Annotated in this window: 20 protein-coding genes; 10 read left to right on the top strand and 10 right to left on the bottom strand. The window is 72.4% G+C overall.

Annotated features, from left to right (window positions below; genetic code table 11):
• Nucleotides 1-32 precede the first annotated feature (32 nt).
• Nucleotides 33-1,205, top strand: a complete 1,173-nt coding sequence (locus tag C5H89_RS09995) for a PucR family transcriptional regulator (RefSeq protein WP_104106900.1) — start codon at nt 33-35, stop codon at nt 1,203-1,205.
• On the opposite strand, the gene C5H89_RS09990 is transcribed toward C5H89_RS09995, so the two are convergent.
• The 6 genes from C5H89_RS09990 to C5H89_RS09965 are packed head-to-tail and all read right to left on the bottom strand — an operon-like array spanning nt 1,177 to nt 10,163.
• A complete protein-coding gene (locus C5H89_RS09990) occupies nt 1,177-3,486 on the bottom strand; it encodes a GNAT family N-acetyltransferase (protein ID WP_104106899.1) in 2,310 nt (769 codons plus the stop codon). The two genes, C5H89_RS09995 and C5H89_RS09990, sit on opposite strands and share 29 nt — an antisense overlap.
• A complete protein-coding gene (locus C5H89_RS09985) occupies nt 3,483-5,285 on the bottom strand; it encodes an IucA/IucC family protein (protein WP_104106898.1) in 1,803 nt (600 codons plus the stop codon). Before C5H89_RS09985 ends, C5H89_RS09990 begins: the two co-directional genes overlap by 4 nt.
• The gene (locus C5H89_RS09980; protein ID WP_104106897.1) at nt 5,282-5,839 is read right to left on the bottom strand and encodes a GNAT family N-acetyltransferase; all 558 of its coding nucleotides are present in this window, start codon (nt 5,837-5,839) and stop codon (nt 5,282-5,284) included. Before C5H89_RS09980 ends, C5H89_RS09985 begins: the two co-directional genes overlap by 4 nt.
• Complete coding sequence (locus C5H89_RS09975; protein ID WP_104106896.1) at nt 5,836-7,122, bottom strand: SidA/IucD/PvdA family monooxygenase; 1,287 nt, start codon at nt 7,120-7,122, stop codon at nt 5,836-5,838. Before C5H89_RS09975 ends, C5H89_RS09980 begins: the two co-directional genes overlap by 4 nt.
• Nucleotides 7,119-8,618 (bottom strand): aspartate aminotransferase family protein, encoded by a 1,500-nt coding sequence (locus C5H89_RS09970; protein WP_104106895.1) that lies wholly within the window; start codon nt 8,616-8,618, stop codon nt 7,119-7,121. Before C5H89_RS09970 ends, C5H89_RS09975 begins: the two co-directional genes overlap by 4 nt.
• A gap of 39 nt (nt 8,619-8,657) precedes the next feature.
• A complete protein-coding gene (locus C5H89_RS09965) occupies nt 8,658-10,163 on the bottom strand; it encodes an amidohydrolase family protein (protein ID WP_104106894.1) in 1,506 nt (501 codons plus the stop codon).
• Between the two features lie 113 nt (nt 10,164-10,276).
• On the opposite strand from C5H89_RS09965, the gene C5H89_RS09960 reads away from it, so the two are divergent.
• From C5H89_RS09960 to C5H89_RS09945, 4 genes are all read left to right on the top strand, one after another.
• Entirely contained in the window at nt 10,277-12,061 is a 1,785-nt protein-coding gene (locus tag C5H89_RS09960; protein ID WP_104106893.1) for a thiamine pyrophosphate-requiring protein, read from the top strand.
• Between the two features lie 139 nt (nt 12,062-12,200).
• Nucleotides 12,201-15,152 (top strand): M36 family metallopeptidase, encoded by a 2,952-nt coding sequence (locus C5H89_RS09955; protein ID WP_104106892.1) that lies wholly within the window; start codon nt 12,201-12,203, stop codon nt 15,150-15,152.
• A gap of 85 nt (nt 15,153-15,237) precedes the next feature.
• Nucleotides 15,238-16,227 (top strand): ABC transporter ATP-binding protein, encoded by a 990-nt coding sequence (locus tag C5H89_RS09950; RefSeq protein WP_104106891.1) that lies wholly within the window; start codon nt 15,238-15,240, stop codon nt 16,225-16,227.
• Entirely contained in the window at nt 16,224-17,348 is a 1,125-nt protein-coding gene (locus tag C5H89_RS09945) for an ABC transporter permease (RefSeq protein ID WP_205304972.1), read from the top strand. The genes C5H89_RS09950 and C5H89_RS09945 overlap by 4 nt, the downstream gene beginning before the upstream one ends.
• A 22-nt stretch (nt 17,349-17,370) precedes the next feature.
• On the opposite strand, the gene C5H89_RS09940 is transcribed toward C5H89_RS09945, so the two are convergent.
• From C5H89_RS09940 to C5H89_RS09930, 3 genes are all read right to left on the bottom strand, one after another.
• Nucleotides 17,371-18,375, bottom strand: coding sequence for an alpha/beta fold hydrolase (locus C5H89_RS09940; protein WP_104106889.1), 1,005 nt, complete (start codon nt 18,373-18,375; stop codon nt 17,371-17,373).
• Nucleotides 18,375-19,754 carry a type III glutamate--ammonia ligase gene (glnT, locus tag C5H89_RS09935; RefSeq protein ID WP_104106888.1) on the bottom strand — a complete coding sequence of 460 codons (1,380 nt, stop codon included), beginning with the start codon at nt 19,752-19,754 and terminating at the stop codon, nt 18,375-18,377. The genes C5H89_RS09940 and glnT overlap by 1 nt, the downstream gene beginning before the upstream one ends.
• Nucleotides 19,755-19,865: 111 nt before the next feature.
• Nucleotides 19,866-20,414: a hypothetical protein gene (locus C5H89_RS09930; RefSeq protein WP_104106887.1), complete on the bottom strand. Its 549-nt coding sequence runs from the start codon at nt 20,412-20,414 to the stop codon at nt 19,866-19,868.
• Between the two features lie 31 nt (nt 20,415-20,445).
• Between C5H89_RS09930 and C5H89_RS09925 the strand changes: the two genes are divergently transcribed.
• Nucleotides 20,446-21,243, top strand: a complete 798-nt coding sequence (locus tag C5H89_RS09925; RefSeq protein ID WP_205304971.1) for a TetR/AcrR family transcriptional regulator — start codon at nt 20,446-20,448, stop codon at nt 21,241-21,243.
• A gap of 111 nt (nt 21,244-21,354) precedes the next feature.
• Nucleotides 21,355-22,662, top strand: coding sequence for an ammonium transporter (locus tag C5H89_RS09920; protein ID WP_104106886.1), 1,308 nt, complete (start codon nt 21,355-21,357; stop codon nt 22,660-22,662).
• A 10-nt stretch (nt 22,663-22,672) separates the two neighbouring features.
• On the opposite strand, the gene C5H89_RS09915 is transcribed toward C5H89_RS09920, so the two are convergent.
• A complete protein-coding gene (locus C5H89_RS09915; protein ID WP_162799318.1) occupies nt 22,673-23,239 on the bottom strand; it encodes a hypothetical protein in 567 nt (188 codons plus the stop codon).
• Between the two features lie 160 nt (nt 23,240-23,399).
• On the opposite strand from C5H89_RS09915, the gene C5H89_RS09910 reads away from it, so the two are divergent.
• Genes C5H89_RS09910 through C5H89_RS09900 form a run of 3 tightly spaced genes read left to right on the top strand, consistent with a single transcriptional unit; the run spans nt 23,400 to nt 25,677 of the window.
• Nucleotides 23,400-24,158 carry an ATP-binding cassette domain-containing protein gene (locus C5H89_RS09910; RefSeq protein ID WP_104106884.1) on the top strand — a complete coding sequence of 253 codons (759 nt, stop codon included), beginning with the start codon at nt 23,400-23,402 and terminating at the stop codon, nt 24,156-24,158.
• Nucleotides 24,155-24,919 (top strand): ABC transporter permease, encoded by a 765-nt coding sequence (locus tag C5H89_RS09905; RefSeq protein WP_104106883.1) that lies wholly within the window; start codon nt 24,155-24,157, stop codon nt 24,917-24,919. Before C5H89_RS09910 ends, C5H89_RS09905 begins: the two co-directional genes overlap by 4 nt.
• The gene (locus C5H89_RS09900) at nt 24,913-25,677 is read left to right on the top strand and encodes a MerR family transcriptional regulator (protein ID WP_104106882.1); all 765 of its coding nucleotides are present in this window, start codon (nt 24,913-24,915) and stop codon (nt 25,675-25,677) included. The genes C5H89_RS09905 and C5H89_RS09900 overlap by 7 nt, the downstream gene beginning before the upstream one ends.
• Nucleotides 25,678-26,206 lie beyond the last annotated feature (529 nt).

The raw sequence follows: 26,206 nt of genomic DNA, 5'->3' as shown, positions 1-26,206 counted from the left end.
CATGATGAAAACCAGTCCTTGAGGGAGTCCCGATGCCCCGACATACCGCCCGGACGGCAGCGAACCACGGACTCGACCTCAGCGGTGCCGAAGTCGCGGTGATGCGGAGCCGCCTGCCCCGCGTCGCCGATGCGGCCGTTCAAGCCATCATCGCCGAGGTTCCTACTTATGCTAATGCGCTTTCCGGCGCCATGGGCGAGAACATCCGGAACGCCGTGCAGCTGGCCCTGGGCGGGTTCATCCAGCTCGCCTCGCGCCGCAACTCCGACGGCACCCGGCCCACCGCCCCGGCGATGGAGGGCGCCTACCAGCTGGGCCGCGGCGAGGCCCGCTCCGGGCGCAGCATGGAGTCGCTGCTCGCCGCCTACCGGGTGGGGGCGCGGGTCTCCTGGAACGAGATGTCGGCCGGCCTGCTCGCCGACGGGGTGGACGCCGAGACCATGGCGCAGTTCGCCGGACTGGTCTTCGCCTACATCGACCAGCTCTCCGCCTCCAGCGTCTCCGGGCACAGCGACGAGGCCGCCACGTCAGGTCGGGTGCGGGAGCGGATGCGCGAGGCGCTGGCGCTGGCGCTGCTGCGCGGGGAGGAGACCGAGGCGCTGACCCGGGCCGCCACGCGCGCCGACTGGGAGCTTCCCCAGACGCTGACCGCGGTGCTCGTCCCGGAGGCGCACCGGCGCCCGATCCTCGACCTGGTCGATTCCCGCACCCTGGCGGTCACCGACCCGGGGTCGGCCGAGGATGACTCGGTGCTGCTGGTGCCGGACGGCGTCCGCGCGGTGCTGCTGCGCAGCACCGCGGCCCGCCCGGCCGTCGTCGGCCCGGCCCGGCCCTGGAACCAGGTGCGGACGTCGTACCTGCGGGCGCGGCGGGGCCTGGAGCTGTCCGGCCCGGTCAGCGACACCGAGTCCCACCTGGCCGAGCTGGTGGTGAGCGCCGACGCCGAGGCGGCCGCCGACCTGCGCGTCCGGGTCCTGGCGCCGCTGGCCGACCTGACCCCGGCGGCTCGCGACAAGCTGACCGAGACGCTGCGGCTCTGGCTGCTGCACCAGGGACGGCGCGAGGCGGTGGCGGCCGCCCTCTTCGTGCACGGCCAGACCGTCCGCTACCGGGTGGGCCAGCTCCGCGAGGCGTACGGCGACCTGCTGGAGGACCCCGACTTCGTGCGCGACGCGGTCATCGCCCTGGCGGTGCCCCCGCACTGAGCCACCAGCTTCTCGTCAGGAACGCGAGCTGCGCCTGCTTCCCCGGCAGCTGCACCACCGGCCCGATCGTCGCGCCCAGCCGGCGCAGCAGGGCGATGGACTTGGCGTTGGCCGCGTCCGGCTCCAGCACCACCCGGTTCACCTGCGGGTCGGTGAACACGCCCGCCATCAGGAAGCCCATCAGCGCCGGGGTCTGACCGGCGCGCGCGGCGTCGTCGGCGAGGAAGAGGTGCACCCCGAGGTCACCGGGCCGGCGCTCGTAGAACTCCCCGATCTCGTCGACCGCGGGGTCGTAGGTCTGGAAGATCCCGATCGGCACGCCGTCGCTGCGCACCAGGCTGGCACTCAGGTGCGGCTGGTCGGCGATGTAGGCGTAGATCTCCTCGACCTCCGCCAGCGTCCGCTCGACCATCCCCCAGAACTCCGCGCGGGGCGCAGTCACCCAGCGGTGGATCAGCTCGGCGTCGCGGGCCGGGTCCACCGGGGCGAGAGTGAAGGGCTCGACCGGCAGCAGCGTCCCGGCTGCCCAGACCGGCACCTGCGCTGGCTCGGGCACCGCCCAGCGGCTGCGGCTCCGGTCCGCCAGGTCCCACACGTAGCGGGCCACCGGCCCGCGGGCGACCAGCTCGGAGCCCGGGGCCCAGCCGGTGGCCGCGACGCAGTCGGTGTCCCCGGCGAGCGGGGTGCCGTCGTGGACGAACCGGTGCCGCTCGCCCCAGGTGCCCGACGGCGGGTCGCCCGCGACGTCGTCGATCGCCGTGGCCAGCAGGGCCGGGAGGTCCACGTCGAGCAGCCGGCGTACGTCGTCGGGGCGGCGCAGCAGGTGCGGAAGCGCGGTGGCGACCCGCACCCCGAGGTGGAACCAGGGCTCGTGCAGGGCGCCGTACGGGCAGGGCTCGCGCAGCGGCGCCAGCGTCGGCGACGCGCAGACCAGCTCGACCAGGCGGGCGCGCACCGCCGCGAAGAGCGCCGCGTCCGCGCTGTCGGCCGCCATCCGGCCGTCCCACGCCCGCAGCCGGGCGACGACGGGTGAGGACGCCTCCGGGAGCACCTCCAGCAGCGAGCGCCAGGCCAGCTGCAGGTCGTCGGTGAGCACCTCGGCCGCGCGGGTCGCGTCCCAGCCGTCGCCCGCCAGCAGCTCGGTGATCCGGTCCCGGCGGAACGGCGCGGCGAAGTCCTCGGTCAGCGCAGCGAAGGAATCGTCGCGCCGGTCGTTGGCGGTGACCAGCACGTCGTCCGGTCCGCCCTCGATCCGGGGCAGCGCGGGGTCCCCCGCCATCCGGCCGGCGACCTTGTGCAGCAGCCGGCCAGCGGTGTCGGCGACGATCCAGTTGTTCACCGGCTCCACCCAGGCCTCCAGGGCGGTCTCCACGTCGGCGACGGAACGGGCGCGGAGCAGCGGCAGCAGGGCCCCGAAGCCGAGATCTCCGGCCGACCAGGCGGGAGTCCGCAGCGCCCACGCCTCCTGGCCGGCTGCGTCGTGCACCACCACGGGCCCGTGGGCGGTGGTGACGATCTCGACCGGCACCGGGTCGCCCCCGGCGACCTCGACCAGCTCGGTACGCCGCTCGAGCACCGCCTCGCCCGTGACCTGCCGGAGCTCCTGGTGGTCGGCCATCGCGTTGGTGACCGCCCACGCCACCTCGCCGGCGTGGCCGAAGTGCTGCACCCCGGGCACGCCGGGGAAGGCGAGGCCCGCGACGTCGAGCTCGTCGCAGACCAGCCGCACCTGCATGTAGACGCCCGGCGACTCGAAGATGCGGTGCGGGTCGCCGGCGATGATCGGCAGCCCCGAGGTGGTCCGGGCGCCCCCGATCACGAACGCGTTGCTGCCGTTCGGCATCCCCTCGCGCCGGAAGAGGTCCTTGACTCCCGTGCCGAGGTGCCGCTCGACGTGGTGGCGCCACAGCACGCTCGGGTAGTTGGCGAAGTGGATGTGCTGGACCAGGAAGACCGCCAGCGGGGTCCACGGCTGCCACTCGGTGAGCCCGGCCGCACGGACCCCGTCGACGTAGGCCCGGACGAACTCCTGCGTCTCCGCGTCGAGACCGTCGAACGCCCGCTCGGCGAGCTCGGCGATCCCGGCGCGGCGGGCGAAGGCGTCCCACTCCACCCCGGACGGGCCGACGACGGAGGCGAGCCGCCCCTCGCCGTGCAGCCGCTCCCGCTCCAGCTGCTCCCCGCGCACCTCGACGGTCACCCGGCCCTGCTCGAAGGCGAGCTCGGTCACCGACCCGCCGCGCACGTGCGGGACGCCCCAGGGGTCGCGCCACACGCTCATGCCGGGGTCTCCACGAGCTCGACCGACGCCGGCTGGGGCGCCGCGACGGGATTGGCGGCCGGATTCTCGAGGGTGCCGGCGAAGATCAGCGACTCCGACTGGTCGGCCAGGTCGACCATCGCCAGGGTGTTGCGCAGCTGCAGCCGGTTGAGGCAGCTGTGCCGGAACTCCCTCCTGGTCAGGTCGTGGCGGGCGACGGCGTCAGCGAGCTCGGGGTGGTCGGCCGCGTGGTCGTCGAGGCAGCGGCGTACCTCGCCCCAGAACTGCTCCTGGGCCAGCACCCCGTCCTCGTCGAGGATCGCCGCGACGTAGCGCAGCACCCCGTCGAAGACGTCGGTGTGGATGGCCAGGGCCTGGACGTCGGCGGGCACCTGGGCGCGGATCCGCTCCACCTCGGGCGGCAGCGGGGCGTCGCCCATCACCGCCACCTCCTCGCCGATGTCCTTCATGATCGTGCGCACCACGACGTGGTCGCGGAGCACCAGCACCAGGTTCTCCCCGTGCGGCATGAACGCCAGGTCGTGGGCGACCAGGCAGTGCACCAGCGGGCGCAGGTAGGCCCGCAGCCAGGCCCGCAGCCAGGCGGCCGGGTCCAGGCCGGAAGCGGCGACCAGGGCCGCCACGTGCGAGGCGCCGGCGGCGTCGCGGTGCAGCAGGGAGGCCATGGTGGCCAGCCGCTCGCCCGGTGCCAGCTGCGGCACCGGGCTCTCGCGCCACAGCGCCGCCACCATCTTGCGGTACGGCGAGGGGGTCGCGAGCGCATGGAAGGCGTCGCCGGTCCAGCCGATGGCGGCGTGCTCACGCAGCACGGTGAACCCGCACTCGCCCAGCGTCTCGTCGCCGGCGACCAGGTCGGCCACCCAGTCGTTGACCGCCGGGGTGGCGGCCATGTAGGCCGGGGAGAGCCCGCGCAGGAAGCCCATGTTCTGGATCGCCAGCGCGGTCTTCACGTACGAGCGCTCCGGGTGCTCGCGCGGGAAGAAGGTGCGGATCGACTGCTGGGCCCGGAACGCGCCAGGCCCCTCCCCCAGCAGCACCAGGTCGCGTCGGGCCACGGAAGGGGCGAACGAGATCGCCACCCGGTTGACCCACTGCCACGGGTGCACCGGGAGGTAGAGGTAGCCGGCCGGGTCCAGGCCGAGCTCGCGCAGCCGGTCCTCGAACCGCGCGAGGGTCCCCGCCCCGAGCTCACGCAGGTAGTGGGTGCGCTCGTCGACGTCGTGGGCCAGAGAGAGCCGGGCCTGGTCCCGGCGTACCGCCAGCCACAGCAGCCGGACGTCGCTCCCGGTCTCCGGGGCGTACGCCGCGTAGTCGTCGGCGCCGAAGCCGATCCGGCCGTTGTTGGCCAGGAACGCGGGGTGCCCCTCGGTCATCGCGGCCTCGATCTGCTGGTAGTCCGCGTGCACCAGGTCGGCGGCGCTGAGCCCGCCGTGCGCCAGCTTCCAGGTCGCCGCCGCCAGGGTGCTGGCCAGCTCCTCCAGGTAGGTCGGGAGCAGGGCGTCGGGGATGCCCAGCACCCCGGCGAGCTCCACCACCAGCTCCTGGACGTCGAGCGCGGCCGGCGCGCCGTCGACGGTGCGGGTCAGGCTCTGCTCGTCGATCACCCAGTGCTCCAGGGGGTGCACCCGGGCGGTGAACGAGTACGCCGCGCACCCGTCGGGGGTCTCCAGCAGGTAGCCGGCGCCGACGGCTCGCGGGGCGAGCAGCCGCTCGTGGGCGAACTCCGAGATCGCCTTGGCCACCAGGTGGCGCTGGGCCCGCTCCAGCAGCTCGGGGGTGAGGTGCTCGTCGTACCTCATGCGGCACCGCCCTGCGTGGCGCGGCCCAGGCGGGAGGTGGCGAAGTCGGCGCGGTCGCAGACGCTGAGCGCGGCCACCTTGTCGCTGAGCTGGACGTGGCGCAGCACCCGGAAGCCGGCGGCGGCGTTGAGGGCCGCGATCTTGTCGTTGCGGACGTCGGGCTCGACCACCACCCGCGGCGCGTCGGCCAGGATGGAGGCGACCGCCGTGCGCATCACCGCGGACGTGAAGCCGGGCACGGGCGAGTCGGTGGGCGCGACCAGCAGGTGCATCCCGACGTCGCCGGGCTCCAGCTCGGGCAGTTCGGCCAGCTCGGGGTGGTGGCGCGGGTCGTAGCGCTCGAGGAGGAACTGCGGCTCCCCGTCGGCGCGGCCGAGCAGCGCGTGGTGGTGCGGGTCCTCGGCGATCCGGGCGTACTCGCCCGCCACGTCGGCGACCGAGGCGTCCTGCATCCCCCAGTAGACCGAGCGGGGGTGGGTCACCCAGCGGTGCAGCAGACCCAGGTCACGCTCCAGGTCGAGCGGCTCGGTGGTGAGTCTCGGTGCCGGGCTCATCGGGCCACCTCCGTCAACCGCAGCCGGTCCGGGACGCCGAACTCCTGGAAGGCGATCCGCTTCTCCACCGGATAGACCTCGCGGCCGAGCATCGCCGCGATGATCACCGAGTTGCGCATCGCGCCCATCCCGAGGTCGGGGGCGACGAAGCCGTGGGTGTGCTCCTCGCCGTTCTGCACGAAGATCTCGCGGTCCTCGTGGTCCACGCTGTAGCTGGCGCTGGCACGGTAGCGGCCCTGGTCGTCGAGCCGGAGCCGGTCGCGGACGGGCTTCAGGAACGCCGGCACCCCGGCGGCGTAGCCGGTGGCGAGCACCACCGAGTCGGTGCGCAGCGCGAACTCCTCCTCGGTCTCGGTGTGCCGCAGGCCCAGCCACCAACCGGCACCGTCGCGGGTGGCGCCGGTGACCTCGGTGGCGGTGAGCAGGGTGGTGTCGAGGTCGTCGTCCAGCGAGCGGGCGTAGAGCGCGTCGTGGATGGCGTTGATCGTCTCGGCGCTGATCCCCTTGGACAGCGCCGCCTGGCCGGCCTGCACCCGCGCCCGGGTCTGCCCCGACAGCCCCTGGAAGTGCGCGGACCACTCCGGGGAGGTCAGCTCCAGGGTGAGCTTGGTGTACTCCATGGGGAAGAAGCGCGGGCTGCGGGTCACCCAGGTCAGCGCGTAGCCGTGGGCGGGCTGGTCGGCCAGCAGGTCGGCGTACACCTCGGCGGCGGACTGGCCGCTGCCGACCACGGTGATCGACCCGGTGGCCTGGAGCTCGGCCTTGCGGTGCAGGTAGTCGGACGAGTGGATGCCGACGTTCTCGAGACCGGCGGGCACCCGCGGTGCGGTGCCGGTGCCGAGCACCAGGCGGCGGCCGCGGAACACCTCGCCGGTCGCGGCGGTCACGACGTACGCCGTCCCGTCGTGCTCGACCGAGGTGACCGAGCGGCCGAAGAGGACCGAGGGCAGCTGGTCGGCGGCCCAGCGGCAGTAGCGGTTGTACTCCCGGCGCAGCGGCAGGAAGTTCTCCCGGATGTAGAACTGGTAGAGCCGACCGGTCTCCTTGAGGAACTGCAGGAAGGAGAAGCGGGAGGTGGGGTCGGCCAGGGTCACCAGGTCGGCCAGGAACGGCACCTGCAGGGTGGCTTCGGGCAGCATCATCCCGCCGTGCCAGTCGAAGGTGTCGCGGGCCTCGAGGAAGACGCCGTCGAGCTCGGCGATCGGCTCGGTGAGCGCGGCCAGGCCGAGGTTGAAGGGGCCCACCCCGATGGCGACGAAGTCGTGCAGTCGGTCCCGGGTCATCGGCCCGCCTCCACCAGGTGCAGGTCGCGGCCCGCGAGGCCACCGGTGCGGGGCGCGGGAATGCGTTCGAGCACCAGCTCCTCGCCGGACTCGCGGACCCGGGCGATGACACCGAGGATGTCCGCGGGCGTGGCCATCGGGTTGAGCAGGGTGAGCTTGAGGTAGGTGCGGCCGGCGACCTTGGTGGCCGCGACCATCGCCTGGCCGCCGGAGTAGAGCCGGGCCCGGATCCGGGTGTTGAGCTGGTCGGTCTCGGCCTCGGTGAGCCCGGCGGGGCGGTAGCGGAAGACCACGGTGGAGAGCTGGGGCTCGGCGGCGAGCTCGAGGTCGGCGAACCCGGCGACCGCCTGGGCCGCCTGCTCGGCCAGGTCGATGGCGGAGTCGAACCAGTCGCCGACGGTGTCGGCACCCATGGTGCGCAGCGTCATCCAGAGCTTGAGCGCGTCGAAGCGCCGCGTGGTCTGCATGGACTTGTCCACCTGGTTGGGGTGGGCGGCGTCCTTGGGGTTGAGGTAGTCGGCGTGCCAGGTGACGTGCCGCAGGGTGGCGGCGTCGCGCACCACCAGCGCGCTGGCCGAGACCGGTTGGAACCAGGTCTTGTGGAAGTCCACGGTCACCGAGTCGGCGTGCTCGATGCCGGCCAGCAGGTGCCGGCGGGTCCGGGAGGCGAGCAACCCCCCGCCGTACGCCGCGTCGACGTGCAGCCAGGCGCCGTGCGCGCGGGCCAGGGCGGCGATCTCGGGCAGCGGGTCCAGGGCGCCGAAGTCGGTGGTGCCGGAGGTGGCGACCACCGCCATCACGACGTCGCCGTCGGCCGCGGTGATGTCCAGGGCGCGGGCCAGCGCCGCCGGGTCCATCCGGCGCTGCGCGTCGGTGGCGACGGCCACGACCGCCGCGTCGCCGAGCCCGAGCAGCCGCGCGGCCTTGCCGACGCTGAAGTGGGCTTCGGCCGAGGCGAGGATGCGCAGCCGGCCCTGGGGCGTCCCGGCGAGCGCGTGGTCCCGGGCCAGCAGCAGCGCCTGGAGGTTGGACTGGGTGCCGCCGCTGGTGAAGATGCCGTCGGCGTCGGGGGCGGCGGCGCCGTAGATGCGGCCGGCGGTCCAGTCGACCAGGTGCCGCTCGATGAAGGTGGCGCCCACGCTCTGGTCGAAGGTGTCCAGAGAGGCGTTGACGGAGCTGATCAGCACCTCGGCGAGCAGCGCCGGGATGGCGACGGGGCAGTTGAGGTGCGCGGCGTACGTCGGCTCGTGGAACCAGACCGCGTCGGAGAGCCAGAGCCGGGAGAGCTCCTCCAGCGCCGCGGCGCTGTCACCGAGGGGGGCGTCCAGGTCGACCGCCGCGACCTGGGCCGCGGCGTCGCGGGCGTCGCACCCGGTGGCCGGGCGGCCGCCGCGGTCCAGGTGGGCCGCGACCGTGTCGGCGCCGGCCCGGACGCTGTCCAGGTAGGCCGCGGCGTTGCGGGGGTGGAACAGGTGCTGCAGGGGTGGAGGGGTCACCGAGCTGACCTTCCGAGAGGGAGTTAGGTAAGGCTTACCTTAGGGGAAGGCTCGCCGCCCCGCTACCCATGTCCCAGCCACCCGCTCCCCCATCCCGCGCAGGTGCGCCGCGACCTCGGCGGGCGAGCCCAGCTCGGCCAGCGGGTCGGCCTGGAGCAGCACCAGGTCGCCCGGGTGACCCGGAGCCACGGCGCCGAGACCGTCGGTGGAGGCGGCCAGCGCCTCCCGGGCGGTGATCGACTGCTCGGGGTGCCACGGCTCGCGCTCGTCGGCGGTCCGGTGCACCGCGGCCGCCATCGCCAGCCAGGGGTCGAGCTGGGCCACCGGGGCGTCGGACCCCATCGCCAGCCGCACCCCGTCGTCGAGCATCCAGCGCAGGGCGAAGCACCGGTCGCCGCGGCCGGGCCAGAGCCGCTCGCTCACGTCCCGGTCGTCGAGCAGGTGGGCCGGCTGCACGCTGGCCACCACGCCCAGGACGGCCATCCGGGACACGTCCTCGCGCCGGATCAGCTGGGCGTGCTCGACGGTGCCGCGGGCGCCGGTGGCCTCGAAGGCGTCGAGCACCTCGGCCACGGCCTGGTCGCCGATGGCGTGCACCGCGGCGTCGAGCCCGTGCTCGGCGGCCCGGCGGAGCAGCTCGTGCAGCTCCTCGGTGCTCTGGTTGGGGTGGCCGAGCGGGGAGCCCATCGGCGACGGGCCGACGTACGGCTCGCAGCACCAGGCGGTCTTGGTGTTGAGGGAGCCGTCGCTGATGATCTTCAGCGGCCCCATCCGGATCAGGTCGTCGCAGTCGGGCAGGCGGTCGCCGGTGCGCAGCCCGGCCGCGATCACCTCGTCGAGCCCGTCGGCGTAGGTGGCCATCCGCACCCGCAGGGTGTCGGCGCCGCCGCGGCGGCGCTCCACCCAGTCCCGGAAGCCTCCGGAGAACTCGAAGTCGGTGACCCCCACGATGCCGTGGCCAGCGGCCACGTCGAAGGTGCGCCGGTAGGCGTCGGGGCCGCTGCCGTCGTCGCCGATCACCGAGGCGAGCCGCCCGTAGGCGCGGAACCACTCGGCCTCGGAGACCACGCCCTCGCGCACCGGCAGCGCCAGGGTGACCAGGGCGGTGGTGTTGAGCCAGCCGTGGTGGCCGTCGCCTGCGATCAGGATGATCGGCTGGTCGGTGCCGATGGCGTCCAGCATGGAGACCACCGGCTGCTCCGGCCACGCGGTGGGGCGGTGCCCCCACCCGATGACGGGCCGGTCCGGCCACTCCGCCAGGCGCTCGCGGACCATCCGCACCGCGTCGGCCGCGGAGCGGGCCGGGCTGAGGTCCAGACGGCTGCTGGCCAGCGTCCACTGGGCCAGGTGCACGTGGTGGTCCCACAGCCCGGGGATCACCCATCCACTGCCGCCGTCGACGACCTCGGCGTCCTCGACCGCCAGACCGGGACCGACCTCGGTCACCTCACCGCCGCGGATCCGAATGTCGACGGGGGCGTCGGGCACGACATCGCCGGCGCGCACGGGCACCAGCCGTACGTCGCGCATCAGCAGGTGGTCCATGCGCGAACCCTAGGCTCCGACCCCGGCCCTGCGCGACGGCCCCGCATGAGGCCCGCGTCCGGTGGGCACGTGGGTGCTCCGCGGGCAGGAGGAGAAGGCGATGCGAGGACGACGTGGCTGAGCAGCGGCTGGTGGCCGACCTGGTCGTGGAGCGGCTGCGCGCGTGGGGCGTCGGGCGGCTCTTCGGCTACTCCGGCGACGGCATCAACCCGGTGATGGGGGCGCTGCGCCGGGCCGGCGGCGACCCGGAGTTCGTGCAGGCCCGGCACGAGGAGAACGCCGCGCTGATGGCGGTGGGGCACGCCAAGTACACCGGCGAGGTCGGGGTGATGATCAGCACCCAGGGCCCGGGCGCCGTGCACCTGCTCAACGGCCTGTACGACGCCAAGCTCGACCACCAGCCGGTCGTCGCCATCGTGGGTCAGCAGCCGACCACCGCCCTGGGCGCGGAGTACCAGCAGGAGATCGACCTCAGCAGCCTGTTCAAAGACGTCGCGGCGCAGTACGTGCAGGCGGTGCTGGCACCCGAGCAGGCGGCCATGGTCATCGACCGGGCCTTCCGCACCGCGCTGGCCACCCGCTCGCCGTGCGTGGTGATCCTGCCCCACGACATCCAGGTGGAGCCCGCGCCCGAGGGCCTGCCGCACGAGCACGGCGTGGTGCCGACCGTGCCGCAGTGGCGCCCGCCCCGGGTGCTGCCCGCCGAGCACGACCTGACGGAGGCCGCCGCGGTGCTCAACGCCGGGCAGCGGGTCGCGCTGCTGGTGGGCCAGGGGGCGCGCGACGCCGGCGACCAGGTCCGCGCGGTCGCCGAGCGGCTCGGCGCCGGGGTGACCACGAGCCTGCTCGGCAAGCCGTGGTGGGACGAGACGCTGCCCACCAGCTGCGGTGTGATGGGGCACCTGGGCACCACCGCGTCCGGGTGGCTGCTGGACCAGTGCGACACGCTGCTCGTGGTGGGCAGCAACGACCCCTGGACGGAGTTCTATCCCGCGCCGGGCCAGGCCCGCGGCGTGCAGGTGGACATCGACGGGCGACACCTGGGCAATCGCTACCCCGTCGAGGTGGGCCTGGTGGGCGACGCCGCCGAGACGCTCGAGGCGCTGCTGCCGCTGCTGCACGACGAGCGCGACCCGGCGTGGCGCGCGAGCGTGACCGAGCAGGTGGCGCGCTGGCACCGGATCGCCGAGGAGCGCGCCGACGCCGACGCCGACCCGCTCAGTCCCGAGCGGGTGGTGCGCGCCCTGTCCCGCCGGCTGCCGGCGGACGCCCAGGTGAGCGTGGACGTGGGGTCGATCACCTACTGGTACGCCCGGCACCTCGCCCTGCCGCCCGGCGTGCCGGCCCACCTGTCCTCGACGCTGGCGTCGATGGGGTCAGGCCTGCCCTACGGCATCGCGGCCAAGCTGGCCGCTCCGGACCGGCCGGTGGTGGCGCTGGTCGGCGACGGCGCGATGCAGATGAACGGCATCGCCGAGCTGGTCACGGTCACGCACCGCTGGCGCGACTGGGCGGACCCGCGGTTCGTGGTGCTGGTGCTGCACAACGACGAGCTCGCCGAGGTGACCTGGGAGCAGCGCGAGACCGAGGGCGACCCCCGCTTCGACGCCAGCCAGTCGCTGCCGTCCTTCCCGTACGCCGGGTACGCCGAGCTGCTCGGCCTGACCGGCATCCGGGTGGAGCGCCCCGAGGAGCTGGAGTCCGCGTGGGACCGGGCGCTGGCCGCGGACCGCCCGGTGGTGCTGGAGGCGATCGTGGACCCCGACGTGCCGCTGCTGCCGCCGTTCCCCGGGGGCGAGGAGAAGCTGGAGAGCTTCCGCCGGGGGCTGGACCAGGAGGACGGCGGCGAGCACGCCCGCGCGCTGCTCGACGCCCAGGCCGGTCAGGAAGGCGCCTGACCCCGAGGCTCGGACACTGGCGACACGGGTTCGCCGTCGGTCCTTCGAGGCCTTCCCACGGCGTACGGGGGCGGGGTACAACGAGGTTCCGCACGTTCTCTCGGACACGGCGGCTCCGGTCGCCGGAAGGGATCCACCGATGCACCTCAATTCTCGGGTAGGAGGAGTCGGCGCCGCCTTCGTGACGCTCTCCCTCGCAGCAGCTCTCACACCGTTCGCCTCGTCGGCCTCTCCGGCCGGCTCACCACCAGCGGGTCCACCAGGCGGGGGCGGCGCCGGGTTCCAGGGCGAGGGCTCCGCCTCTCGCGACAAGGACGTCCGCGACGGCCGGGCCGCGCCGACCGCGAAGCAGCGGTCCGCGGTCGACGACCTCGACGCCACGGCCCGGTGGAACAAACTCGGCACACCGGCCGTACTGATGGCCACCGACGCACCCCTCGCCGCAGGGCTGCCCGCCGACTCCGAGGCCGCCGCACTGGAGTTCCTCTCCGGGTCCCGCGACGTCCTGGGCCTCACCGCTCGGGGCGCCGCGTCGGTCGAGGTGCTCACCAGCCGGCCTCTCGGCAAGGACGCCGCCGTGGTGGTCGTGCGCCAGCAGTTCGGCGACCTCCCCGCCGGCGTCGACGGCATCGCGTCCGTGGGCGTGCGCAACGGCACCGTGCTCTACGTCAGCTCATCGCTGGCGCGCGACGCTGCGGCGCCCGCGCCAGCCACCCTGACGGTGGCCGACGCCGAGCGGCTCGCCGCCCGCGACGCCGGCATCGCCAAGCCCGTCGTGCTCGAGACGACCGAGGTCGCCGTGCCGGTCCCGGGCGCCGCGGCCCGCGCCGCCTTCCAGGTGGTGCTCCGCTCCGAGGACGACGAGGCCGCCGGCTTCGCCAGCTATGTCGACGCCCGCTCGGGCGAGGTGCTGGTCCGCGAGGACCTCGTCGACCACGACGCCGACAACCCCGAGTGGGAGGTGTTCCCGAGCAGCCCGCCGGTGGACTACTCCTCCCGCGACACTCGTTCGACGTGGTGCTGGACTCCGCTGGTGGGCTGCGAGGAGGCGGTCGGCACGAGCGCTTCGCTGCCGTGGGACGTCGACCCGACGACCAACCAGCCGACGTTCACCACGCTGGGCAACAACGCCATCGCGGTCGAGAACCGCAACAGCAACAGCTCGCGCACCGTCGGCACCGAGACGGCGACCCCGTCGCCGACCCGGGAGTACGCCTACCCGTGGACCAACCAGTGGTACGAGGAGGGGTGCAACCCCGAGACGTTCGGCTCCCCCGCGAACGTCGACCTCGACGCCGCCCGGGCGAACCTCTTCGCCATGCACAACCGCATGCATGACTGGTCCTACCACCTCGGCTTCGTCGAGAGCACCTGGAACATGCAGCAGGACAACCTCGGCAGGGGCGGCCTCGGCAACGACTACGAGCAGGGCAACGCCCAGGCCGGCGCGATCACGGGTGGTCCGCCCACCTTCGCCGCGCGCAACAACGCCAACCAGTTCACCCCGCCCGACGGCCAGGCGCCCATCACCAACATGTACATGTGGCAGCCGATCGCCGGCTCCTTCTACGCCCCGTGCGTCGATGGTGACTACGACATGAGCGTCATCGGCCACGAGTACGGCCACGCGATCACCAACCGGATGATCGCCGGCCCCAACGGCGGCGTCAGCTCTCCGCAGGGCATGAGCGAGAGCTGGAGCGACCAGATGGCCATGGAGTACCTGAACGAGCACGGCTACGCCCCGTCGGGCCTCCAGGCTTTCACGATCGGCCAGTACACCACCGGTGACGCCGTGGCAGGCATCCGCAACTACAACATGAGCCGCAGCCCGCTCAACTACAGCGACATCGGCTACGACGTCACGGGGCCGCAGGTGCACGCCGACGGCGAGATCTGGACCGTGACCAACTTCGACATCCGGCAGGCCTTCATCGGCCGGTACGGCGCCGGGGACGCGGCGCTGAACAAGTCGTGCGCCAACGGGCAGACGCCGGTCACCGGATGCCCGGGCAACCGGCGCTGGATGCAGCTGGTCTTCGACTCCTACCTGCTGATGGCCAACAGCCAGGTCAGCCAGGTCGACTCCCGCAACGCGCTCCTGGCCGCGGACCTGCTCCGCTTCAACGGCGCCAACCAGGACCTCCTCTGGAACGCCTTCGCCCGCCGGGGCCTCGGTGAGGGTGCCGCCAGCGCCGGCTACGCCGACGCGGACCCGACGCCGAGCTTCCGGTCGGCGTACGCCAGCGAGTCGACGCTCACCTTCGCGCCGCGCGACGAGCGGGGTCGCCTGGTGCGTGAGGCGCAGCTGTACGTCGGCCGCTACCAGGCGCGGGCCGTGCCGGTGGCTGACACCGACCCGACCACGGCGCTGCCCAACCGGGTGGAGATGGTGCCCGGCAACTACGAGTTCGTGGCCCGCGCCCCGGGCCACGGCCACGCCCGCATCCGGCTGACGGCGCTGTCCGCCGGCCGGGGGAAGACCCTCGCACCGCGGATGGACACCAACCTGGCGTCCGCCGCCAACGGCGCGGAGGTCGAGGGCACGGGCACCGACCTGGTCAACCTCGTCGACGACGAGGAGGGCACCCAGTGGGCCGCCCTCGGCGCCCCGGTCGCGGAGCAGCACGTCGTCGTCGACCTGGCCGGCACCAAGCGCCAGGACGTGCGACGGGTGCAGGTCAGCACGCACCTGCGGCCGGCCCGCACCAACCCCGACGGGAGCCCGGCCGAGCCCAGCCAGAGCCGCTACTCGGCCCTGCGCCAGTTCGAGGTCTGGTCGTGCTCCATCGCCCGCGGGGTCGACTGTGACGAGCAGGACGAGTTCACCCGGGTGTTCCTCAGCCCGGAGGACGCGTTCCCGGCCACGGCCCCCAGGCCGCGGGCTCCGGACCTGCTCATCCGGTCGTTCGACATCCGGCGCACCAAGGCGACCCACCTGTGGCTCCAGGTCGTCACCAACCAGTGCACCGGCGGGCCGGACTACGCCGGTGAGCAGGACAAGGACCCGCGCGCCGTGAGCGACTGCTCGGCGGGCAGCGACCAGGACCTCAACGTGCGGGCGACGGAGTTCCAGGCCTTCGGCCGCTGACCGACAACGCCCGGGGCCCCGACACGTTCACGTGCCGGGGCCTCGGCGGGGGACACGGAGGCTCCGCACCCCCTAGGTTCCCCCCATGACCTCCAGCAGCCCAGGCGACCTCGCCGTCGACGGACCACCGCCGGACCCTGACGGCGCGGACGACCTCGGCGTCGTCGTACGGGGCGTCCGGCGCACCTTCGATCTCGTGGTGGCCGTGGACCGGATGGACCTGCGCGTCCCTCCGGGCCAGGTCACCGCGCTGGTCGGCCCCAACGGGTCGGGCAAGACGACCCTGATGCTGATGCTGGCCGGACTGCTGGCGCCGGACTCCGGCACCATCACCGTGGCGGGTGCCGACCCGGTCACCCGGTCGAGTGCGGCCCGGGCCGCGGTGGGGTGGATGCCGGACGTGCTGGGTCAGTGGGAGACCCTCACCTGCCGCGAGGTGCTCACCACCTTCGCGGACGCCTACCGGATTCCCGCCGCGCAGGGGCGCGCCCGAGCCGCGGAGCTGCTGGACGAGGTGCACCTGACCGAGCTCGCCGACTCCCCCGCCCGCGTGCTCTCGCGCGGCCAGAAGCAGCGGCTCGGCCTGGCCCGTGCTCTGGTGCACGACCCCCAGGTGCTGCTGCTCGACGAGCCGGCCTCCGGGCTGGACCCGCGCTCCCGCGTGGACCTGCGCGTGCTGCTGCGCCGTCTGGCCGCCCAGGGCAAGGCGGTGCTGGTCTCCAGCCACGTGCTGTCCGAGCTCGACGACCTCGCCGACGGCGCGGTGTTCGTCTCCCGCGGACGCACGGTGGACGCCCGGACCGTGGCGGAGATGACCCTCTCGACGCGCCGTTGGCAGCTGGTGGCCCTGGACCCCGACCACCTGCGCACCTGGTTGCGCGACCACGGGGTGGCCGAGGTGGCCGACCCCGCGGCGGTGCGTCCCGACCACGTGCTGGTCGAGCTCCCCACGCCGGAGGCAGCCGCCGCCCTGCTGCGAGACCTGGTCCGGGACGGCGTCCCGATGGTGTCGCAGGCTCCCGCCTCCGGCGCCCTGGAGCAGGTCTACCTCGGACTCGAGAGCGAGCGGCGATGAGCATCCAGACCCCTGCGGGCACCACCCCGCCAGCGCCACCGGCCACGCCGGTCTCCGTCCCCCAGGACGAGCGGGGCAGGTGGGCCATGTCGTGGCCCGGCGTGCGCACGGTGATGTCGCTGGACCTGCGCCAACGGGTGCGCTCGAGCCGCTGGCGGCTGATGTTGACGCTGTTCTTCCTCACCATCGGCGCACTGTCGGTGCTGGTGATGGCCGTCTCCGGGTTCGACGACGAGTCGGGGGGCTTCCTCTACGGGGCGGTGGTCGGTGTCGTGCTGAGCCTCGGCCTGCTGGTGGCTCCGGCGCTCACCTCGACCAGCGTCAACGGCGACCGCGCCGCCGGCACGCTCGCACCGCTGCAGATGACCCTGCTGTCCCCGGCCGAGATCGCGATCGGCAAGCTGCTCGCCGGCTGGCTCACCTCGCTGGCCTTCCTCGGCACCGCCGTGCCGTTCCTGGTGCTGGCCATGCTGCCCGGCGGCACCAGCCTGGCCCGGCTGCTGGTCACGATCGTGATGATGGCGCTGATGCTGCTCATCCTCTGCGCGATCGCGCTGGGGTGGTCGGCGGTCTCCGCCCGCTCTGTGACCTCGGCGGTGATGACGTACCTGACCACCGCGTTCCTGTGCCTCGGCACCCTGTTCGTGTTCGGGCTGTCCTACCCGTTGGTGACCGAGTACGAGGACGTGCGGGTGCTGCAGGATCCGCACTTCGGCCCCAAGCACGACTGGAGCAAGCCGATCCCCAGGTCCGACTGCGTCGAGGTCGTCGCGGAGCGCCCGGTCGCCCACACCGAGGCCACCTGGTGGCTGCTGGCCGCCAATCCGTACGTCGTGGTGGCGGACGCGGCGCCCGGGGGTCAGGACGAGGACCTCTTCTCGGTCATCAAGGCCGGCGTGCGCACAGCGCAGGCCGGCCCCCAGGAGCCGATCGACGAGTGCTGGTCCTCGAGGGAATTCGAGTCCGACGAGGGCCTCGTCGACGACGACTACCCCGGGCTGCCGGTGTGGCCGTTCGGACTGGTCATCAACCTCGGTCTCGGCGCGCTCGGCGTGGTCGCGGCCGTCCGGCGGCTCACCATCCCGGTGCGCCGGCTGCCCCGAGGCACCCGGATCGCCTGAGCGAGTGGTGGCCTGCTGCGCCTCATCGGGGGTGCAGCAGGTCCCGAACCGCCCTGGCGACCACGGCCGTCTCCGCCTCCCGCACCCCCGGGCGCCCCGCCACGTGGCCGAGCTCGGAGACCAGCGGCCGGAGCTCGGCGCCGGGCACCAGGTCGGCCTCGATCCGGGAGTCGGCCAGGGTGAAGTACTGGTCGGTGGTCGAGGGCATCACGATGGTCCTGGCGGTGATCGAGGCCAGCGCCGCGCGGTAGCCGCCGGGTCGGCCGCGCCCGACGTCGCCGGACTGCCAGGTGTCCATCATGGCCAGCAGGTCTCCGGCATCGCGGCCCTCGTGGTCGCGGGCCCAGTCCTCCAGCACGGCGTCCACGCTGGGGTAGCCGAGCGCCCGGTGGGCGCCGTCGTGGAAGAAGTCGCGAGAGTAGGCCCACCCGGCGTACACCGTGCCGAAGGCGCGCAGCCCCGCGACCGGAGGTACGTCGTACGCCCCGCCGGCGAAGACGGGGTCGGCCCGGAGTGCCGCCCGGGCGCCCTCGAGGAAGACGTGGTTGTGCGGTGAGCAGCGGGCCGCCCCGCAGATCGCCAGCAGCGCGTCCACGTCGCCGGGGTGGGTCACCGCCCACTCGTAGGCCTGCATCGCGCCCATCGACCAGCCCATCACCAGCCGCAGCCGCCGGACGCCGAGGTGGTCCAGCAGCAGCCGCTGGGCCCGCACCTGGTCGCGCACGGTGACCAGCGGGAAGCGCGGCCCGCGCACCTCGGGGTCCGCGTTGGACGGGGAAGTGGAGACGCCGTTGCCAAGCATGTCGACCACCACCACGAACCAGCGGTCGGTGTCGAGCACCCGCCCGGGACCGATCCACGGCAGATAGCTGTCGTGGGTCCCGGTGTAGTACGACGGCACCAGCACGACGTTGCCGCCGTCCGGGGCCAGCGTGCCGTGGGTGGCGTAGACCAGCCGCCCGGGCAGGCTCGCGCCGGACTCCAGCGCGAACCTGCCCAGGTCGAACGTCGTGGAGACGGGCTCCATCAGAAGAACTTGAGGTAGCGCTCGGTCTCCCACGCCGAGACGTGCGAGGCGTAGGACTCCCACTCGCCCCGCTTGAGGTCGATGAAGGAGTTGTAGAGCGCCTCCCCGAAGACCTCGCGGGACAGCGAGTCGGCCTCGAACTCGTCGATCGCCTCGGAGAGGTTGCGGGGCAGCATCCCGATGCCGAGCTCGGCGATCTGGGCGTCGGAGTAGTCGTACATGTTCTCCCGGTGCGGGGCGCCGGGGTCGAGGTGCTCGCGGACCCCTTCCAGGCCGGCGGCCAGCAGCATGGCGGCGCCCAGGTAGGGGTTGCAGCCGATGTCGGCGGCGCGGCACTCCACGCGGCCCCCGGCGGAGGGGACGCGGATCATGTTGGTGCGGTTGTTGTCGCCGTAGCTGACGAAGACGGGCGCCCAGGTGGAGCCGGACGTGGAGCCCTTGCGGACCAGCCGCTTGTAGCTGTTGACGGTGGGGGCGATGACCGCGCTGATCGCCTTGGCGTGACGAAGGATGCCGGCGATGAAGTGGTAGCCGATCTCGGAGACGCCGACCCCGTGCGGGTCGTCGCCCTCGGCGAACAGGTTGGTGCCGGTGGCCAGGTCGGCCAGCGACATGTTGAAGTGCGCGCCGGAGCCGGTGCGGTCGGCGAACGGCTTGGCCATGAAGGAGGCGAAGTGCCCGTGCTTGCGGGCGATCTCGCCGGCCATCAGCCGGAAGAACGCGACGCGGTCGGCCATGGTGAGGGCGTCGGCGTACATGAAGTCGATCTCGAACTGGCCGCGGGCGTCCTCGTGGTCGAAGGAGTAGACGTCCCAGCCGAGCTCGTCCATCGCCTCGACCAGCTCGGTGAGCCAGCCGAAGTTGTCCAGGGTTGTGGTCAGGTCGTAGCAGGGCTTCTCGGCGGTGTCGCGGTCGGAGACCTCGGTGGGGCCGTCCGGGCCGTCGTTGAGCACGAAGAACTCGGTCTCGATGCCGAGGTTGAAGGTCAGGCCGAGCTCGGCGGCGGCGGCGATCTGGCGCTGGAGGATGTGCCGGGAGCCGGCCTCGAAGGGCTGGCCCTCGGTGTAGAGGGTGGAGGGGAAGTAGGCGACGTCCTTCTTCCACGGCAGCACGAAGGCCCGGTCCAGGTCGGGCTGGGCGGAGACCTCCTCGTCGTTGATCTCCTGCGGTACGCCGTCCACGGCCGCGCCGGTGAAGAGCTCGGAACCGCCGGCCATGTTGGCCAGGTGGGCGATGGGGACGACCTTGCCCTTGAGGCGCCCGTGCACGTCGCTGAAGCCGGCCAGGGCGTAGCGGACGCCGGCGGCCTCCAGGCGGGCCTGGACCTCGGCGACATCGGTCTCGGCGGGGGTCACACTGGTGGTGTCGGTGGCGCTCATCGGGTCCTCCTGCAGTGGTTTCAATGACTTATCGAAATCTTGCCGCAGAGAAGTTTCGATGACGCATCGAAAATGTTGCGTGCCCGTTAACTCTGCGGCGTTCCCGATATGTCAATGCGCGCGGAGGATCTCGTTGGTGAACCACCCGCTCCACAGGCCGCCCCGCTCGCGGCTGCTCACCACGATGCCGACCTCGAGGTCGAGGGCCAGCTCCACCGCATCGGGCAGCTCGCCGGGGATCGGCTCCCAACCGTCTCCCCGCTCAAGCCGCTCGGACACCTCCGAGCGGACCAGGGCGCAGCAGGAGCAGACCGGGTCGTACCCCGCGACCGCGCGGGCGGTGAACGCCACCACCGGCCGCCCGAAGAGCTCGCCGCGGCGCACGTCCTCGAGCTGCACGCCTGCGGTCAGCTCGTAGGGGTCGAGCATCGCCGACCACTGGTAGTTGGTGGCGTAAGGCTCGAGCGGCCGGACCGTCCAGCTCGACGGCGGGGCCCCGCGCTCGTGCATGCGTCCGCCTCCGGGCAGGTGTACGCCGTCCAGCTCGCCGTGCCGCAGAGTGGCGTGCACATGGTCGTGCTCCGAGCGGTGGACGAGCTCGAGCTCGACCCACCGCTCGGGTGCGGATCCGGCCAGGCGGCGTACGTCGTCGGGGGTCACCTGACCGAGGGTAGGCCGTGGATGGGGCAGCATGTCGTCCCCGACGACCGATCCCGAGCGGGTCGGTGACATGACCCGGACCAGCGAGCGGAGCACTGACTTGACCCCCACGAGTGAAGAGCCCGGTCGTGCCGAGTCGAGTCGGCGCGGTGCCGTGGGGCGCCCCCGCCGTGACGGCTCCACCGGCGGGGACCCCCGGCAGGAGATCCTGGACGCCGCCACCCGACTCTTCGCCGAGCGGGGGTACGCCGCGACCACGATGACCGAGGTCGCTCGCGCGGTGGGCCTGGGCCAGTCGTCGGTCTACTACTGGTTCGGTTCCAAGGAGGACCTGCTGCGCGGCCTCGCCGGCGCCAACCGGCAGTCGCTGGAGGTCGCCGAGCGGCTGGCCGGCGGGGCCACGCCCGCGGCGGTCCGGCTCTACGCCGTGCTCTACACCGACGTGCTGCAGATGTGCCGCGGGGCGCTCGACTTCTACGACCTCGAGCGGGTGGCCACCGCCCAGCCACACTCGTTCGCGGAGATCCTGGACGACTACGGGCGCCTCCGCGCGGCGATCGAGGCGGTGGTCGCGGCCGGCATGGAGTCCGGTGAGCTGGTGGCGGCGGATGCCCGACTCGCCACGCTCGCATGCCTGGCACAGACCGAGGGGATCCAGCACCGGTTCCGGACGCCGAGCCCGGACGCCGCGGGAGACGTCGCCCTGGCGGACCCCGAGGTCGCCGCCTGGCTGGCCGCCACCACCGCGTTGCGGGCGCTGCTCGCGGACCCCTCGTCCGCGGCCGAGGTCGAGACCCGGGCGCTGGCTGCGCTCGAACGGGAGTTTTAACCGGCCCGAAACAGATTCGATGCGTTATTGAAAACTGGGAGTCCCACGCTTTCAATAACGCATCGAATCCCAGGTGCGCATCACACTCCCGACCTCCGGAGGCGCACCGCCATGGACTCCACGACTGCCGGCAACACCGCCTGGCTGCTCACCGCGATCATCGCGGTCATCCTGATGCTGCCCGGGCTGGTCCTCTTCTACGGCGGCATGGTCTCGCGCCGCACCACCACCAACATGATGATGATGGTCTTCGGGTCGTTCGCCCTGACCGCCTTCATCTGGGTGGCCTACGGCTACTCGGTCGTCTTCGGTGACTCGGTCGGCGGCGCCGGGATCATCGGCAACCCGTTCGAGCACGCAGGGATGGGCTCGCTGCTGGTCGCCGAGGAGGGGGCGGGGCTGCCGCCGCTGGGCCTGGCCACCATCCACCTGGGCTTCGCCGGCCTGACCATCGGCATCGTCGCCGGGGCGGCGGCGGACCGGATGAAGTTCGGCGCCTGGATGGTGTTCGCCGCGATCTGGGTGACGCTGTGCTACCTGCCGGTGGCGCACTGGACGTTCGCCTTCGACGCCGAGGGCTACACCGGCGGCTGGCTGGCCAACGTGCTCGGTGCGGTCGACTACGCCGGGTCCACCCCGATCCACGTCAACTCCGGCATCGCGGCGCTCGCCCTGGCGATCGTGCTCGGGCGGCGGCGTACCTGGCCGGTGCAGCCCAAGGCGCACAACCTACCGATGGTCATCGTGGGCGTGGGCCTGCTGCTCACCGGATGGCTCGGCTTCGACGGCTCGGCACTGGGCGCGGCCGACAACGACGCCGCGGTCGCCATCTTCAACACCCTGGCCGCCGCGTGCGCCGGCGCCTGCGCCTGGCTGGTGGTGGAGAAGCTGCGCGACGACCACGCCACCACGCTCGGCGCCTGCTCGGGCGCGATCGCCGCACTGGTCGCCATCACCCCGTCGTGCGGCACGGTCTCCCCGATCGGCTCGCTGGCGATCGGCATCCTGGCCGCGGTGGTCTGCTACTTCGCGGTGAGCCTGAAGCACCGCCTCGGGTACGACGACGCGCTCGACGTGGTCGCTCTGCACCTGGTCGGCGGCATCGTCGGGGCGCTGGCCATCGGCTTCCTCGGCCACCCCGACTCCCCCATCGGCGAGGCCGGCCTGCTGTACGGCGGCGGGATCGACCTGCTCGGCAAGCAGGCCCTGGCGCTGCTCGCCACCTGCGCGTGGACGTTCACCATGACCTTCATCATCGCCACCGTGCTGCAGCGCACCATCGGGATCCGGGTCTCCGACGCAGACGAGCGCGAGGGCCTGGACTCGGCGCTGCACGCGGAGAACGCCTACGAGGACACCGGCGAGCTGGCGCACCAGCCGCGCGGGCACGCGGAGCAGCAGCACTACCTGGAGGTGTGAGGGATTCGGCTCAGAGCTTCCAGGTGAAGGGGTTCGTGGCCGACCCGAGCGGGTCGACGGCCCCTGAGGTGAAGGCGAAGGCGGAGGCCTTCCACCTCAGCACCTTCGCGCCCTTCTGGATCTGCTTCCGCTTCACCTCGACCCGGAAGGTCTTCGCGTCGACCTGCGTGAACGACAGCGCGCTGCAGTTCCTCGGCATCGGGACGTCCTTCTTCCGGGCGTCGTAGGTGCAGACGTTGCTCTGGAGCACCCCGTCACGGGAGAAGAGGTGCACGGAGCGCACCACCTTCTTCGCGGTCGTGAAGTCGACGCCCACCCCGCCGGGGAAGACGAGGTCGTCTGCGGTGACGTCGTTGTGCAGCCCTAAGGTGATCTGGATCTTCTGCTTGCCCTGGGTCCGCATCGAGACCTTCGCAAGATCGAGGTTGGCGGTCGAGTGGCCCATGACGTGGTCTCCCACCGGGTCCTTCTTGCTCGTCGAGGACGCCTGGGCGGGAGCGGCAACGAGCACCAGCGCCATCCCCAGGGCCAACGGTGCGGTCCTCAGCGCCAGCGCGCGGCTCCTGGTCAGATTCATCAGATCTCTCCCCCTCGTGTGTGGTGTCCGGGCACCCTCCTACCCGTCCCGGGCGCCACCCAACCACGCAAGCGGCGAGCTTGGGCCCGCGGCGGCGTCCGCGACGATCCGCCAGCAGTCTCTTGACCTTGACGCAGCGTCAGGGCTCCACGATGCGGGGATGACCACCACCCCAGCCATCCGGCTCTCGGGACTGATCAAGTCCTACGGCGACGACAGCGTGCTCAAGGGTGTCGACCTGAGCGTGCCGAGCGGCAGCATCTACGCGCTGCTCGGCTCCAACGGCGCCGGGAAGACCACGATCATCAAGATCCTCGCCACTCTCCTGAGGTCGGACGGCGGCATCGCCTCGGTCGATGGCCACGACGTCGCCACCGAAGCGGCCCGGGTGCGGGAGTCGATCAGCCTGACCGGCCAGTTCGCTGCCGTCGACGAGATCCTCACGGGAAGGGAGAACATCGAGCTGGTCGCGGAGCTGCGGCACCTGCCCCATCCTCGCGACATCGCCGACAGCCTTCTTGCCAGGTTCGGCCTCAGGGAGGATGGACGGCGGCGCGTTGCGACGTACTCGGGCGGGATGCGGCGGCGGCTCGACCTCGCCATGAGCCTGGTCGGAAACCCGAGGGTGCTCTTCCTGGACGAGCCAACGGCCGGGCTCGACCCGCAGTCGCGGCTCGAGGTCTGGAGGATGGTGCGGGAGCTGGCCGGGCAGGGCACCACCGTCCTGCTGACCACGCAGTACCTCGAGGAGGCCGAACAGCTCGCCGACCGGATCGCGATCCTGCACGGTGGGCGGATCATCGCCGACGGCACGCTGGCCGAGCTCAAGGCCCTGCTGCCTCCGGCGAAGGTCGAGTACGTCGAGAAGCAGCCCACCCTGGAAGAAGTCTTCCTCAGCATCGTCGGGAGCACGTCATGATCCTTCGCGACATCGCGGTCCTGACCAAGCGGTCGCTGCGGCACATCCTGCGCAGCCCCGACACGATCATCACCACCGCCATCACGCCGGTGGTCATGCTGCTGCTCTTCGTCTACGTCTTCGGCGGAGCGATCGACACCGGCGACCACGACGGCGCGTACGTTGATTACCTGCTCCCGGGGATCCTGCTGATCACCGTCGCCTCCGGGGTCGCCTACACCTCGTACCGACTCTTCCTGGACCTCCAGGGAGGCGTCTTCGAGCGGTTCCACTCGATGCCGATCACCCGGTCCGCGACCTTGTGGGCACACGTGCTCACCTCGCTGGTGGCGAACCTGGTCTCCCTCGTGCTGGTCGTGCTGGTGGCGCTGTTGATGGGTTTCCGGTCCGGTGCTGGGCCGCTGGCCTGGTGCGCGGTCGTCGGCATCATGGTGCTCTTCACGCTGGCGCTCACCTGGCTCGCGGTGATCGCGGGTCTGAGTGCCAAGTCGGCGGACGGTGCCGGTGGCTTCGCCTACCCCCTGCTGTTCCTGCCCTTCCTCAGCTCCGCGTTCGTGCCGACCGAGGGCATGCCCGGGCCGGTGCGCTGGTTCGCCGAGCACCAACCCGTGACCTCGATCGTCGACACGCTCCGCAACCTGTACGCCGAGCAGCCCCTGGGGAGCGATGCCTGGACCGCGCTGGCCTGGTGTGTCGGCCTGCTGGCCCTCGGCTACGTGCTCGCCATGCGCAGCTACGAGCGCAGAATGACCGCATGCTGACCATCAGCCAGCTCGCGACGTACGCCGGGGTGACGGTGCGCGCGGTCCGGCACTATCACGCCAAAGGGCTGCTGACGGAGCCGGAGCGCGACCACTCCGGCTACCGGCGGTACGACGCTGCCGCCGTCGTCGAGCTGATCCGGATCCGGACGCTGGTCGAGGCAGGAGTCCCGCTGTCGCGGGTGCAGGAACTGCTGGCAGCCGACGACGACTCCTTCGCGGCCGCGGTCCACGAGATCGACCATCGCCTGCGTGCGGAGATCAAGGACCGCCAGCAACATCGGCAGCGGATCGCTCTCCTCGCCGCCGGCGACAGCCTGGCGCTCCCGCCGGCGGCGGTCACCTACCTCGGCAGACTCCGCGAGGTCGGCGTACCCGAGAAGATGGTCGAGGCCGAGCGCGATGCCTGGATCCTCGTGGCCGCGCAGCTGCCGGAGCGGATGCCGTTCTACATGGAGATGAAGAACCAGGAGCTTGACGACCCCCGCGTGCGCGACCTCTACCGGGATCTCACCGAGGTCACCGCGTGGTCCGCCGAGGATCCGCGCCTGGAGGAGGTGGCCGACCGGCTCGCCGCGGAGTTCCAGGCAATGCCTCCGGAAGCCTGGGAGCAGGACGCCCTACCCGATGACCTGGCCGCGCTGCTCGACGCCGTCTTCCTGAACTCAGTCCCGGGCGCGCAGCGGATCCTTCGTCGGCTCAAGGAGCGCGGCTGGACCGGCTGGACCAACCTCCGCCCTGAGAACGTCAAGCGCTGACCCGTCCCCCTCAGCTCCGGCAGCCCGAGTCCCCGCGTGACCACGTCCAAGAAGGGCGTGGAGCCCTCGTCGACGCCCTCCACCCCGGGTGGCTTGTCGGAGGGGCGGAGGGTGGGTAAGCGCCACTTGGCACCAGTACGCCTGTCTGATGACCAACCCCGAAGTGACACGAGCCCTGGCAGTGCTGCGGCAGGAAGTAGCAGGAGCCGCGCTTTTCCCCTGGACACTGAGGACCTGAGACTTCTCGATAGCGCACTTTGGATGGCCGCCGCGGCAGGTCCGCCGCTGATCCGGAGTCAGTCAGAAGCACGCATCAGTTGGGTGCGTCTTTCCCCCGCAGTGGACATACCGTCTGCCGGTGACCTCGTCCGGGTTAGGGCATGCCGATCACCGGGTGCGCCCTCTCGATGTCGTCCAGACTGCTGATCCAACTTGCGAGGTACGTCTGGTCCACCTCCGCCAACTCGAACGTCAGAACGTTGCCGACACCAGCCCCATCCGCGAGTACACCCGAGACCTCGATCCGACC

It is taken from the genome of Nocardioides sp. 616 (assembly GCF_002930065.1).
In the GTDB taxonomy this organism is placed as follows: Bacteria; Actinomycetota; Actinomycetes; order Propionibacteriales; family Nocardioidaceae; genus Nocardioides; species Nocardioides houyundeii.
This window is presented reverse-complemented; position numbering and strand designations above follow the sequence as displayed.